A 13,179-nucleotide genomic window follows, 5' to 3' on the forward strand; every position below is an offset into this window, starting at 1 on the left:
CGCAGAGTAGAGTCCTGCGCCCGGTTATGGGATTATTCACTTTTTCCCATTAATCATCATAAAGAAGGGCGCATGGCTTCGCTGAAAGACGTCGCAAAACTTGCCGGAGTCTCGCTGATGACGGTGTCCCGCGCCATCAATGAACCCGGCAAGCTGCGGCCGGAAACCTACCGCCGCGTCAAACAGGCTATCGACCAGTTGGACTACGTGCCGGATCTGTCGGCGCGGCGTATTCGCGGTGACGGAAATCGCGTGCAGACGCTCGGCGTGCTGGCGCTGGACACCGCCACGACGCCGTTCTCGGTGGAAATGATCCTGTCGATTGAGAAAACCGCGCGCGAGCGAGGCTGGAACAGCTTCGTCGTCAACCTGTTTGCCGACGACAACGCCGAACAGACCGTCGATCTGCTGCTGGCGCATCGTCCGGATGGGGTGATCTTCACCACGATGGGGCTGCGCGAGGTGACATTGCCGGCCAAACTGTTGGACAAAAAGCTGGTGCTGGCCAACTGCGTCAGCCCGGCGCATTCGATCGCCAGCTACATTCCTGATGACGAGCAAGGGCAGTATGACGCCACGCGCGCGCTGATCGCCAAAGGCTATCGCGCGCCACTGTGCATTCATTTACCGGCGGATACGCTGGCGGCGGGCCTGCGCCGCCGCGGTCTGGAACGCGCCTGGCGCGAAGCGGGGCGCGATGTTGAACAGCTGCGGCAGTATCATCTCGATCTGAGCGGCGGCGACCAAAGCTATCGCGACTGCGTCGCGCTGTTGGAGCGACATTTCTCTGCAGGAAGGCGCGATTGCGATGTCGTGGTGTGCGGGAACGATCGGATAGCCTTTCTGGTGTATCAGGTATTGCTGGCGCAAGGATGGCGGATACCGCAACAGGTAGCGGTGCTGGGTTACGACAATATGGTCGGCACCGGCGAGCTGTTCCTGCCGGCATTGACGACGGTGCAGCTGCCGCATTACGAGCTGGGCCGCCTTGCGGCGCTGCATGTGATTGAGCAGCGGGAGCAGCGTGAGACGTTGAAAGTGCCTTGCCCGCTGTTGGAGCGTGGTTCGCTGTAAGCGCACCGGGTGCGTCGCTGCGCGCCCGGTGCTCATTCCCATTATCCCCAGAGGTTTGCCAACTGCCATCCCGTGATGGGCTCAAACTGTGCCCGGCCGCCTTCGGCGAACAGGCTGAGGCGGCGATCGCCCTCCGTCGGATAAATTCGGCTGGTCAGGCAGGCCTGCCCCTGATTGACGAAGATCTCCAGCGATGAGCGGTCAATGAAGATCCGTAGCGACAGGCTGTCACCTTCTGGCAGCGGCACGCTGCGGCAGGTGCACAGGGCGGGGTTTTCATGAAAACGTTCCAGCACCAGCCGGTGCGCCTGATTGTCGACGAACAGCCGCGCCGCACTCCCGATGGCCAGCCCGTAGCGCTCGGCGTCGTTGTCGGCCGGTTTCAACGTCAGGGTGAGTTCCTGCACGTCGTCCGTCAGCGGCAGATGCTGATTGGTCAGCGTCTGTGCCAAAAAGGTGTGCGATTCTCGGCGCAGCGCCGTCAGTTCACGCGCCGGGTTCATGCGGACGCTGCCGTCGGCGGCCAGCGTCAGCTCACGCGGCAGGGTGAGGGCGCCGGCCCAACGGTGCGCTTTGCTGGGCATTGGGGATTCCCACATATCCATCCAGGCAAACAGCAGCCGACGGCCGTCGGCGGCGGTGAAGGTCTGCGGCGCATAGAAATCGTGGCCGGCATCCAGCTCGCAGAAGGGTTGGGTCACCCTAAAGTCGCTGTCCGGCCGCCAGTGGCCGAGCAGATAGCCGCTCTGGAAGCGATTGCGGTAGCGGTAGCCCTGTGCTGCCAGCCCCTGCGGCGAGAACAACAACAGGTGTTGTTCCCCCAGCGGGAAGAAATCCGGGCATTCCCACATATACCCTTGATGCGCCGCCTGCGCGCCGGCCAGCACCCGATCGAAGCGCCAGGCGCGCAGGTCTGTAGAACGGTACAGGCGCACCTGGCCCAGGCCGTTTTCTTTGGCACCGACCACCAGCCACCATTCGCCGTTCTCGCGCCAGACTTTCGGATCGCGGAAATGCTGAATGCCGTCCGGCGCGGCCAGCACCGGCCCGTGCTTGACGAAGCGTATGCCGTCTTCGCTGGTGGCGAGACATTGCACTTCCCGCACCTGGCTGTCGTCGCCGGGCTCGCCCAGCCACACGTGGCCGGTGTAAATCAGCGTCAGCACGCCGTTGTCATCCACGGCGCAGCCGGAAAAGCAACCGTCTTTGTCATAGGGCGCATCGGGTGCCAGGGCGATGGGCTGGTGCTGCCAGCGGATCAGATCGCGGCTGGTCGCGTGCCCCCAGTGCATGGGGCCCCAGTGCTCGCTATAGGGGTGATGCTGGAAGAAGGCATGATAGACGCCGTCAATACAGATCAGGCCGTTGGGATCGTTGATCCAGCCGGCGGGCGGCGCGAGATGGAACTGCGGGTAGTATTCGTCTCGGCGCTCTGCGCGCAGGGCTTCGACCGCATGGTCGGCTTGAGCTAAGGCAGTGTTCATTGGACAGACTCACTTGATTTAATGGCGGATTGAAAGGGGGCTGCGCTGGGGGAACGTTCGCCGCGCAGCAGGAAACAGGAGACAAGCGTCGTGGCGGCGACCGCGCACCCCATCAGCAGATAGGTGTCGGCAAAGCCGATGCGGTCATAACCGTAGCCCGCCAGCGGCGACAGGAAGCTGGCCATCACCTGGGTGATGAACTGAAAGCCCACCAGGTAAAGCGTTGAGGAGAGGCGACTGTCGAAGCGGCTGGCGATGTATTTGAAGATAGCGATCAGCAGGATCGGCAACTCTACGGCGTGCAGCAGTTTCATGGCGGAGATCATCAATGCGCCGCTGACCAAGCCTGAGCCGAACATGCGCAGCGCCATCACGCCACCGGCCAGCAGCAGCCCCTGTTTGGCGCCGATGCGGTTCACCAGCAGCGGCGCCAGGAACATGCCGCCGGCTTCGAGGAAGACCTGCAGCGAGTTGAGGAAGCCGTACATCTCGTTGCCCTGTTCGCGAGAAGCGAACTGCGAGGCGAAGTAGACCGAAAATTGCTGATCGAAAACGTTGTACACGCTGATACCGAGCACAAACACCACCAGCGCCCAGAAGCCCGGCATACGCAGCAGCGCCAGCGCATCCTGCAGCCGCAGATTTTCCGGTTTGCCGAACGCCAGGCCGGCCATGGCGTTCGGCTTCAGCTCGCGCACCTGGCTGAGCAGCAACAGGAATACCACGGCGGCGGCGGAGGCCAGCCAGAAATTGATGTTCGGATCGATATTGAAGATAAAACCGGCCAAAAAGGTGGCGCTGGCCCAGCCGAGCGATCCCCACATGCGGGCGCGGCCGAATTCGAAACCGCTGATGCGGCTGACTCGCTCGGTATAAGATTCCAGCGCGCCGATGCCGGCGAAGAAGGTGGCGCCGATAAATACCCCGCCGACCAGCGCGCCGAGCGGCAGGCTGCTGGCCAGCAGCGGGGCGTAAACGTAGATAAAGAACGGGCCGGTCAGCAGCAGCATCACGCCGAGAAACTGCAGCAGGTGCTTGCGCAGCCCAAGTTTGTCCTGAATAAACCCGTACAGTGGCTGTGCGCACAGCGCCACCAACGAGATAGCGGAGAAGATCAGGCCGGTCTCGGCGCCTTTCAGGCCGATCTTCTGATTCAGCCACAGTGAGATCAGCGAAAAGCTGGAAGACCAGGTGAAGAAAAAGAAGAACAGCAGGCCGCTGAGCAGCACGTAATATTTTTTAGTTTCGCGGTTCATGGGTAGGGCCCCGGTGAGTGAAGTTAGCTCTATTGTTAACGTTAACTCGCAAGGGGATGAAGCCAGCAGATATCACGCGTGCGATGTTAATCACAAAAGTTAACGTTAACATTTTGGCGTTGTGATCGAGGTCACGAGTTGGCAAGGGGGCGATATGCCCCCGGAGGATTAACGTTCGTTCAGCGAGCGCAGATGGTCGTCGCGGCGCAGCGTCATCAGCGCAAACAGGCTGACCACCGAGGTGGCGACCACGTAGTAGGCGGGAATGTCGATATTACCGGTCTGTTTGATGAGGCCGGTGATAATCAGCCCGGCCGAGCCGGAAAACACCGCATTGGACAGCGAGTAAGCCAGCCCCAAGCCGGTATAGCGCACCCGGGTCGGGAACATCTCCGCCAGCATCGCCGGGCCGGGGCCGGCCAGCAGGCCGACCACGGCACCGGCGATCATGACCGCCAGCCCTTTGGCCCACAGTGAACTCTGCGCATCCTGCAACAGGTGCAGCAGCGGGAAGGTGAACAGGATCACCACCGCCACTGCCGTCAGCATCACCGTTTTACGCCCCAGTTTGTCGCTGATGATGCCCGCCGGCAGAATGGTCAGGGCGAAGCCGACGTTGGCCAGCACCGTCGCCACCAGCGCCTGCTGGAAGGTGGCGTGCAATGAAGTTTGCAAATAGGAAGGCATCACCACCAGGAAGGTATAGCCGGCGGCCGACCAGCCCATCATGCGGCCGATGCCGATCAGAATGGTTTTCACCACGCCGCCCAGCTTCGCTTCCGGCGGCGCGGCGGCGTGCTCCGCATGTTGCTGCGCCTGGGTGAACGTGGGCGTTTCCTCGAGCTTGAGCCGTAGCCACAGCGCCACGGCGCCCATCGGCAGCGCCAGCAGGAAGGGAATGCGCCAGCCCCAGTCATGCAGCTGCTGCACGCTGAGCAGCGCGGCCAGCAGCGCCACCAGCCCAGCGCCGGCCAGCAGGCCGAGCGCGACGGTCAGCGACTGCCAGGCGCCGAACAGCCCACGCTTGCCCTTCGGGGCGAACTCGGTCATCAGCGACACGGCGCCGCCGAATTCGCCGCCGGCGAACAGCCCCTGAAACATGCGCAGCAGCGTCAGCAGCAGCGGGGCGGCGACGCCGATCGAGGCATAGGTCGGCATGACGCCGATCAGCGCGGTGGCCAGCGTCATCAACAGCAGAACCGCAATCAGCGTCGGGCGACGGCCGATGCGATCGCCGATGCGGCCGAAGATCACCGCGCCGATCGGCCGACAGAAAAACGCCAGCGCGAAGGCGGCGTAGGTGAGGATCAGGCTGGTGATTTCGTTTTCACCCTGCAGCGTGAAAAAATTGGCGGCGATAACGGTGGCCAGGAACCCGTACACCCCGAACTCGTACCATTCGATAAAGTTGCCGACCGAGCCGGCCAGCAACGCCTGACGCGAGCGGCGTGCGTCGAGAGTCTGTTGATTCATCCCCGTTTCCATACTTTTGAATTATTGTTCGTCAGTTCTAAATTTATACGACAAAACAATCAATTGATTTTAGCGGGAACTGTGAGGCGTTCAGCGCATGCCGTCGATACGCCACCATTCGGGGCAAACATCGGCGAACGCATGTGAGGTCGGGCGCAGCTCCGGCAGATCGGCCCGATCGAAGCTGCCGGTGGCCAGTGCCACCGTCGGCTCGTCGTCGATCGCCCCCAGCGTGCTGCCGCAGCGTGGGCAAAAGGCGCGGCTGGAATAGGGTGAAGAACGGTATAGGGCCGGCATGCCACCCGGGCCGTTCCACTCGATGGCCTGACGCGGAAATTCGACCCAACAGAGCGTCGGCGCGCCGGAGTGGCGGCGGCAAAAATCGCAGGAACAGCTGTGCGGATTGCCAGGCAGGCCGCGTGCCTGAAAGCGAATATGCCCGCACAGGCAGCCGCCGCTATAGCTGGGGTTTTCCATGAGTTCTCCGTCATAAACGCGGGAATGGCGATGAAAATCACTATAGCGGCATCGCGAAAAATTAACAGGTCCCCGCTGACGCATTACCAGAGCAACGGCGCCGGTTCGCGGCCGTTTTCGGCGTAGTACAGCGACGGCAGGAACTGCGCCAGATAGCTGAACTCGTTGTAGCAGTGGCGCATCAGGTTAAAGCCGATGTCGTCCGGCAGCTCGTCGTGGGCGTTGGCGCAGGCTTTGCCCAGCAGGAAGCGGCTGCGCAGCACGCAGCCATAGGGCGTGTCGCGCACCAGGTGCAGCATCTCGCCGTCGCAGGGATCGCCGTTGTCATCCAGCGCCACCTGGTCACCGAAGCCGATGCGCGCGCAAACGGCGGCGGAGAGCGCCTGCGCGTCGCGCGCCTGGCGCAGCGGCTGCGGCGAGAAGAAGTCCTCGGCGGCGTGAAACTTGAGGCGCGCCGCGACCGGCGGCAGCTCCGCCAACCACTCGACCGCTTCGATGCTGGCGCCGACGTAGCTTTCCCCCTTTTTCCAGTGGCGATCCCAGCCGCGGTGTTCGACGTGATCGTGCGGGTGCCACCAGTTGATATGCTGAGTCGTTTCGAAGAAGGTGAACCACCAGTCCAGCATGCGCCCTTTGCAGCCGTGCAGGTCGGTGCGAACCGCGACGGTCAGCAGGCCGTCGGCGCTGCGGCTCAGTCCCATCTCCAGCCGCAGCGGTTCGGGCCTGAGCAACTCGTTGATATCGTTAACGCCCCACGGCGCCAGCAGGGAAGGATGTGTCATAATGGGTTCCTTTTTTATTTTGGAAACGAATTGCGTTTCCAAAATAAGGCTATGCCGCTATGCTGAGTCTGTCAACGCTTATGAGGAATAAATATGGCAAACCCGAATGAAGAACCGCTGCGTGCTCGCGGCCGGCCGGCCACGCCGGAAACGGCGCTGCGCGCGGCGCTGGTTCAGGCGACGTTGGCACTGCTGATCGACGGTGGCTATGCCGCGGCGACGATGGATGCGGTGGCGAAACGCGCCGGGGTGGCTAAAAAAACCCTGTATCGCTTTGCCGCCAACCGCGACGAACTGGTGGCGCAGGCGGTAAGCGGTTGGACCGAGGCGTTTCAGCCGGCCTTCGCCCAGGATGCCGGGCAGCGGGCGGCGGTTGCGCCGCTGTTGGAAAAAGGGCTGCAGGCCATCGCGCAGCAAGTGCTGAGTGCGGAAGCGGTGGGCATGTTCCGGCTGCTGCAAAGCGAATTTCCGGGGCGCGAGGGGCTGCTGGACAGCTACCAGCGCAACGGTATTCAGCGCGGCCGTGCGACGGTGGCGGACTGGCTGCAGCGCCAGCAGCAGTGCGGATGGCTGCGTGAGCACGACTGGGCGCAAACCAGCGACCTGCTGTTGGCGATGACCATCGCCGAACCGCTGCGGCAGATGACGCTGGGGCTGTTGCCGCCGTGCAGCGCGATCGACGAGCGCATCGCGGCGGCGGTGGCGCTGGTGATGCCGGGTTTGCTGGAAGAGGAGTGAAAACAAAAAAGGGCCGACGAATCGGCCCTTGAGCGGGGGAATGCCGTTACCGTTTAGGCCCGGCGTTCACCAGTTTTTCGCCCGCCGGGGTGACGGTATATTTGGCGAAGTTATCGATAAAGCGCTGCGCCAGATCCTGCGCCTTCTCCTGCCACAGCGATTCGTCTGCATAGGTTTTGCGCGGATCGAGAATCGACGGATCGACGCCCGGCAGCGCGGTCGGCACTGCCAGCCCGAAGATCGGCAGCGTGAATGTCTCGGCCTGCTCAATGTCGCCATTTAGAATGGCGTCGATGATGCCGCGCGTATCTTTGATCGAGATACGTTTGCCGCTGCCGTTCCAGCCGGTGTTGACCAGGTAAGCCTGGGCGCCGGCGGCCTCCATGCGTTTCACCAGCACTTCGGCATACTGCGTTGGGTGCAGCGTCAGGAACGCGGCGCCGAAGCAGGCGGAGAAGGTCGGCGTCGGCGCGGTGATGCCGCGCTCGGTGCCGGCCAGCTTGGCGGTGAAGCCGGACAGGAAGTGGTACTGGGTCTGCTCAGGCGTCAGGCGCGATACCGGCGGCAGTACGCCGAAGGCGTCGGCGGTCAGGAAGATGATCTTGCGCGCATGGCCGGCTTTGGACACCGGTTTGACGATGTTCTCGATGTGATAAATCGGATAGGAGACGCGGGTGTTCTCGGTTTTGCTGGCGTCGTCGAAGTCGATGCTGCCGTCGGCCAGCACGGTGACGTTTTCCAGCAGCGCATCGCGGCGGATCGCCTGATAGATTTCCGGCTCCGCCTGCGGCGACAGCTTGATGGTCTTGGCGTAGCAGCCGCCTTCGAAGTTGAACACGCCGTCGTCGTCCCAGCCGTGCTCGTCATCGCCGATCAGCTGGCGCTTCGGATCGGTGGAGAGGGTGGTTTTGCCGGTGCCGGACAGGCCGAAGAACACCGCCACGTCGCCTTGTTCGCCGACGTTGGCCGAGCAGTGCATCGAGGCGATGCCCTTCAGCGGCAGCAGGTAGTTCATGATCGAGAACAGGCCTTTCTTCATCTCGCCGCCGTACCAGGTGCCGCCGATCAGCTGCATGCGTTCCGTCAGGTTGAAGGCGACGAAGTTCTCCGAATGCAGCCCTTGCTGCTGCCAGTCCGGGTTGGTGCATTTGGCGCCGTTCATCACCACGAAGTCCGGCTCGAAGTCTGCCAGTTCGGCGTCGCTCGGGCGAATAAACATGTTTTTCACGAAGTGCGCCTGCCAGGCCACCTCGGTGATGAAACGCACTTTCAGGCGCGTGTCGGCGTTGGCGCCGCAGAACGCGTCCACCACGAACAGACGCTTGCCGGAGAGCTGGTTGCCCACCAGCGTTTTCAGATGCTGCCAGACTTCCGGGGAGAGCGGCTGGTTGTCGTTCTTGCCGGTGCCGTTGTCCGACCACCAGACGGTATCGCGCGTGGTGTCGTCGCGCACGATGTATTTGTCCTTCGGCGAACGGCCGGTGAATTCACCGGTCGCGACGTTGACCGCGCCCAGCTGGGTGAGGGTGCCGCGTTCCAGCGGCGGCAGGTCGGCGCGGGTCTCTTCGGCGAACAGTAATTCATAGCTGGGGTTATAGACGACGTCGGCGGCCTGATGAATGCCGTAGCGAGCGAGGGTTTGTGGGGTAACAGCGCGTGAAGACATATTCTACTTCCTTATGAGTCATATTATGCCTCTTTCCCGTGCGGTGCCGCGCGCAGGATTAAGGTTCGGATCAAGCTGACCGGATTCAGCTAATGCGTTTCCGGTTCTTTATTAATAAAGCAGGGGGCTTTTTCGCCCTCCTATAGCATAGCAGCGAATTTAAACTCGATTACTTTAATTACAAAATGCTGACGATAATTAATTAAAACTAACCTTGGCGGAGGGTCACAATATTGAATTCCGCCGGCGTAATTTAGTTTTGCATTTTTATTTTTTATCATATCGTCAGAACTGTCTACTGTTTTATTTTTTATTAGAAAAAACGAAATCCACAATAGGATTTTTCGTAATCATTTGTTTTTGCTTGGCTATGGCAAGACCGTTGCGCCAGGTGAATCTAACCGTACTGTACGCTTGTCAGCAGGGTGAATAATGAAACAGATAAATGCAGAACTGGCCTGTGATAAAAATACGGCATCGTCCGAATCCTCAGGATTAATTAATCAACTTCGTCAAATAGATATCGGTGCGGTACCGATCGCGCTGTTTATCACGATTTGCGCGATCGTGGCGATTTCCGCCTATGCCAACTTCCTGCCGAAGAATATGATCGGCGGCCTGGCGGTGATAATGACGCTGGGCTTTGCGCTGGCGCAGTTGGGAAAAAGCATTCCCGTGCTGCGCGATATCGGCGGGCCGGCCATTCTGTGTTTGATGGTGCCGTCGGTGCTGGTCTATTTCAATGTCTTCCAGCCTAACGTCATGGGCACCGTCCATTTGCTGATGAAAGACGCCAACCTGCTGTATTTCGTCATCGCCAGTCTGGTGGTCGGCAGCATTCTCGGCATGAATCGGGTGATCCTGATCCAGGGGATGATTCGCATGTTCGTGCCCTTGGTGGTCGGTACGGTGACGGCGGTGATCACCGGGCTGCTGGTGGGCAAGCTGTTCGGTTTTACCTTCTATCACACCTTCTTCTTCATCATCGTGCCGATCATCGGCGGCGGCATCGGCGAGGGGATTTTACCGCTGTCGCTGGCCTATTCGGCGATCCTGGGAGCGACGCCGGACGTCTACGTCGCGCAGCTGGCGCCGGCGGCGGTGCTGGGCAATATCTTCGCCATCGTGACCGCCGGGGTGCTGGCTCGCATCGGCATGCAGCGCAAGGCACTGAGCGGCGACGGCATGCTGATCCGCTCGGCGCAGGAGAACGCGATGTTCGCCATCAAGGAGCAAAGCGGCAACGTCGATTTCCAACTGATGGGCGGCGGTCTGCTGGTGATCTGCGCCTTCTTTATCGTCGGTGGCCTGTTCGAACACATCGTGCATATTCCCGGCCCGGTGCTGATGATCCTGTTCGCGGTGTTGTGCAAGTACTGCCGGGTGATCCCGGCCTCGATGGAAACCGGCGCGCACAGTTTCTACAAGTTCGTCTCCACGGCGCTGGTGTGGCCGCTGATGATCGGTCTGGGCATGCTGTACGTGCCGCTGGAAAGCGTGGTGGCAGTGTTCTCGGTCGGTTATGTGGTGGTCTGCGGCTCGGTGGTGCTGTCGATGGGGCTGGTCAGTTTCCTGATTGCGCCTTACCTGAAGATGTTCCCGGTGGAAGCGGCGATCGTCACCTGTTGCCACAGCGGCCTGGGCGGCACCGGTGACGTGGCGATCCTGTCGGCGTCGAACCGCATGGGGCTAATGCCGTTCGCCCAAATCGCCACGCGCATCGGCGGCGCTTCCACGGTCATCGGGGCGACGCTGCTGCTCGGTTGGTTAGTCTGAGTCCAGAATTTCTTATGGATAGCCGGGGTTGGATTGCCCCGGTTTTTTTATGCGTTTCTTCCGCTTATCGTGATAATGCTGATGATTACCTTGAAAATCATTCGTATGGCGCAAATGCATAGTCGTACTTTATCTAAGAAAATTCTGTACTCGGCGAAAATGTGTCTATTCTTTTCTCTTAAGGGATTATCGTTCTCATTCAGAGTGCCGAGGGAAGGCGCCACCGCATTACCGATATCCCCGTATTGATTCAACACCGGGCCGCTGCCGTTCAGGCAATCCGCCAGTTGGGGCATCCCCCCGATTGAATTGACGAATATGGAGATAAGGTTATGTCATCAAGCAATGCTTCCGTTAAGGCCGAAGGCGTATTAGCCCTGCTGGGCGCTTATAAACCCGATGAAGACGACACCATTACCGTGCTTCATCCGTCGAAAACGTTCGAAAACGCCGGCCTGGAGCTGGTGCGCGGCGATCGCAGTTGGCACGACAAGGGCGTGACTGACACGCCGGTCTCCCTGACCTTCAGCTTCTGGGAAAAGGCGCCGAGCAACATGCCGAGCATGGGCATCAGCGGCTTCAGCAGCTTTAACGCCGAACAGCGCGAGCAGGCCAAACTGTCGTTGCAGTCATGGTCCGACGTGGCCAACGTCACCTTTACCGAAACCAGCAACACCGCCGCCGCCAACATCAAATTCGGCCTGTTCGACTACAGCTCGCGCGGCTCCTATGCCTTTGCGTATAACCCGGATACCTCGCCTTCGGTTGCCGGGCAAACCTGGTATAACGCCAAGAACCACACCTTCGTCAACAACCAGATCCATGAGAACGAGTACGGTCGCCAGACCTTCACCCATGAAATCGGCCATGCGCTGGGGCTGCAGCATCCGGGCGACTATAACGCCGCGCCGGGCGTCAGCATCACCTACGGCAAGGACGCAACCTATTTCGAGGACAGCCGCGCCCACAGCGTGATGAGCTATTTCAGCGAAAGCAACACCGGGCAGGACTTTAAAGGCGCGTACTCTTCCGGGCCGCTGCTCAACGACATTACGGCGATCCAGCATTTCTACGGCGCCAACATGAACACCCGCACCGGCGATACGATCTACGGCTTCAATTCCAATACCGATCGCGACTTCCTCACCGCTACCGGCGCGCAGGACAAGATTATTTTCACCGCCTGGGATGCCGGCGGTAACGACACCTTCGACTTCTCCGGCTTTGGCCAGAATCAGCGCATCAACCTGAATGAAAAAGCGTTCTCGGACGTTGGCGGCCTGAAAGGCAACGTGTCCATCGCCGCAGGCGTAACGATTGAAAATGCCATCGGCGGATCGGGCAACGATGTGCTGGTGGGCAACGCCGCCGACAACGTGCTCAAGGGCGGCGCGGGCGATGATGTGCTGTATGGCGGCAAAGGGGCGGATCAGCTGTGGGGCGGCGCCGGCAAGGACACCTTCGTCTATTTCGCGGCGGATGAATCGACGGCGGCGGCACCGGATTGGATCCGCGACTTCGTGCGCGGTGAAGACAAGATCGATCTGACGCTGTTCAACACCGGCAGCGCGGACGGCATTCGCTTCGTCGATCAGTTCAGCGGCAAGGCGGGTGAAGCGATGTTGAGCTATGACGCGCAAAGTCACGTCAGCGACGTGGCGATCAACCTGGGCGGCGCTTTTGACGCCAGCGATTTCCTGGTGAAAGTGGTGGGGCAGCCGCTGGATGCCAGCGATTTCGTGTTGGCGTAATGCTGGCAACAAAAATAGGGCGTTTTGGGTAAAAACCCGACAATTCCTATTAATTCCGTCATATTAGCGTGACATAGTAGCGCGCAGAAGGCCGGGCTTGCATACCTCGGGCTTCTGTCGGATCGCCAACCTTTTCGGTTGGCGATTCATTTTCCGCCTTTCAACATGTTGATGGCGGCGCCGAGCAGGATGCGCCGTTCGATATCGTTGCTGTCCGCCAGCTGCCGCGCCAGATGTTTTTCCAGCGTTTCCACCGACAGCGCTTCGCCACGATGGCGCAGCTGCATCACGCCGTCGCCGATCAGGCGTGCGACCTCATCCCATACGGGTTTAATCTCCTGTTCCGAGAACGTCATGGCCTACCTCGGCTGGTTGATTTTTGCCCAATGTAGCAGCTGAATTGCGGCTTCGCTACCGGCCACCCAAAACAGGAAGCATAAAAAACAAGCCATCAGTATTTCTTCTGGTTTTTACGCTCAATACTGACGGTGTCGAAAAGCAGGAGAAAACATCATGAACTGGGTCGAAACCTTGGCGGAGTACTACCGCCTCAGCCGCACGGGTGAAACGCAACATTGGCTGTGTCGCCTCTGGTTGCCACAAGGGGAAGCGCGTCTGGCCTATTTGCAGGAGTTGCTGGAGCCGACCGCGCCAGGGCGGCGGTGAGCACGACGCCGGCGCTTGACCGGCGCCGGTTCGCGA

The 13,179-nt window shown here is 60.5% G+C and carries 12 protein-coding genes; 5 read left to right on the forward strand and 7 right to left on the reverse strand.

The genetic code is table 11. The annotated features are described in order from the left end of the window. Positions 1-72: 72 nt before the first annotated feature. Positions 73-1,074: a LacI family DNA-binding transcriptional regulator gene (locus ACJ8QI_RS06300; protein WP_442532233.1), complete on the forward strand. Its 1,002-nt coding sequence runs from the start codon at positions 73-75 to the stop codon at positions 1,072-1,074. A gap of 41 nt (positions 1,075-1,115) precedes the next feature. Here ACJ8QI_RS06300 and ACJ8QI_RS06305 read toward each other — a convergent pair whose 3' ends face one another. The 5 genes from ACJ8QI_RS06305 to ACJ8QI_RS06325 form a co-directional block, all read right to left on the reverse strand. Next, complete coding sequence (locus ACJ8QI_RS06305) at positions 1,116-2,558, reverse strand: glycoside hydrolase family 32 protein (protein ID WP_442532234.1); 1,443 nt, start codon at positions 2,556-2,558, stop codon at positions 1,116-1,118. After that, positions 2,555-3,814, reverse strand: a complete 1,260-nt coding sequence (locus ACJ8QI_RS06310; protein ID WP_069100098.1) for an MFS transporter — start codon at positions 3,812-3,814, stop codon at positions 2,555-2,557. The genes ACJ8QI_RS06305 and ACJ8QI_RS06310 overlap by 4 nt, the downstream gene beginning before the upstream one ends. Before the next feature lie 168 nt (positions 3,815-3,982). Continuing rightward, a complete protein-coding gene (locus ACJ8QI_RS06315; RefSeq protein ID WP_442532235.1) occupies positions 3,983-5,287 on the reverse strand; it encodes an MFS transporter in 1,305 nt (434 codons plus the stop codon). Positions 5,288-5,377: 90 nt separating this feature from the next. After that, the gene (locus ACJ8QI_RS06320; RefSeq protein ID WP_084826349.1) at positions 5,378-5,764 is read right to left on the reverse strand and encodes a GFA family protein; all 387 of its coding nucleotides are present in this window, start codon (positions 5,762-5,764) and stop codon (positions 5,378-5,380) included. 83 nt (positions 5,765-5,847) lie between these two features. Beyond that, positions 5,848-6,546 carry a DAPG hydrolase family protein gene (locus tag ACJ8QI_RS06325; RefSeq protein ID WP_049196250.1) on the reverse strand — a complete coding sequence of 233 codons (699 nt, stop codon included), beginning with the start codon at positions 6,544-6,546 and terminating at the stop codon, positions 5,848-5,850. 93 nt (positions 6,547-6,639) lie between these two features. On the opposite strand from ACJ8QI_RS06325, the gene ACJ8QI_RS06330 reads away from it, so the two are divergent. Beyond that, complete coding sequence (locus ACJ8QI_RS06330; protein ID WP_442532237.1) at positions 6,640-7,284, forward strand: TetR/AcrR family transcriptional regulator; 645 nt, start codon at positions 6,640-6,642, stop codon at positions 7,282-7,284. Between the two features lie 46 nt (positions 7,285-7,330). On the opposite strand, the gene pckA is transcribed toward ACJ8QI_RS06330, so the two are convergent. Then, entirely contained in the window at positions 7,331-8,950 is a 1,620-nt protein-coding gene (pckA, locus tag ACJ8QI_RS06335) for a phosphoenolpyruvate carboxykinase (ATP) (RefSeq protein ID WP_087763523.1), read from the reverse strand. A 432-nt stretch (positions 8,951-9,382) separates the two neighbouring features. On the opposite strand from pckA, the gene ACJ8QI_RS06340 reads away from it, so the two are divergent. Next, positions 9,383-10,726 (forward strand): 2-hydroxycarboxylate transporter family protein, encoded by a 1,344-nt coding sequence (locus ACJ8QI_RS06340; RefSeq protein WP_038877686.1) that lies wholly within the window; start codon positions 9,383-9,385, stop codon positions 10,724-10,726. A gap of 332 nt (positions 10,727-11,058) precedes the next feature. Beyond that, complete coding sequence (locus tag ACJ8QI_RS06345) at positions 11,059-12,477, forward strand: serralysin family metalloprotease (protein ID WP_197785447.1); 1,419 nt, start codon at positions 11,059-11,061, stop codon at positions 12,475-12,477. Positions 12,478-12,623: 146 nt separating this feature from the next. On the opposite strand, the gene ACJ8QI_RS06350 is transcribed toward ACJ8QI_RS06345, so the two are convergent. Further along, on the reverse strand, positions 12,624-12,833 hold the full coding sequence (locus ACJ8QI_RS06350) for a hypothetical protein (protein ID WP_004931526.1): 210 nt from the start codon (positions 12,831-12,833) through the stop codon (positions 12,624-12,626). 157 nt (positions 12,834-12,990) lie between these two features. Between ACJ8QI_RS06350 and ACJ8QI_RS06355 the strand changes: the two genes are divergently transcribed. Further along, positions 12,991-13,143 (forward strand): hypothetical protein, encoded by a 153-nt coding sequence (locus ACJ8QI_RS06355; protein WP_172906239.1) that lies wholly within the window; start codon positions 12,991-12,993, stop codon positions 13,141-13,143. Positions 13,144-13,179: the final 36 nt, after the last annotated feature.

Origin of the sequence: Serratia sp. CY84636 (genome assembly GCF_052166245.1) — a bacterium.
Lineage (GTDB): Bacteria > Pseudomonadota > Gammaproteobacteria > Enterobacterales > Enterobacteriaceae > Serratia > Serratia nevei.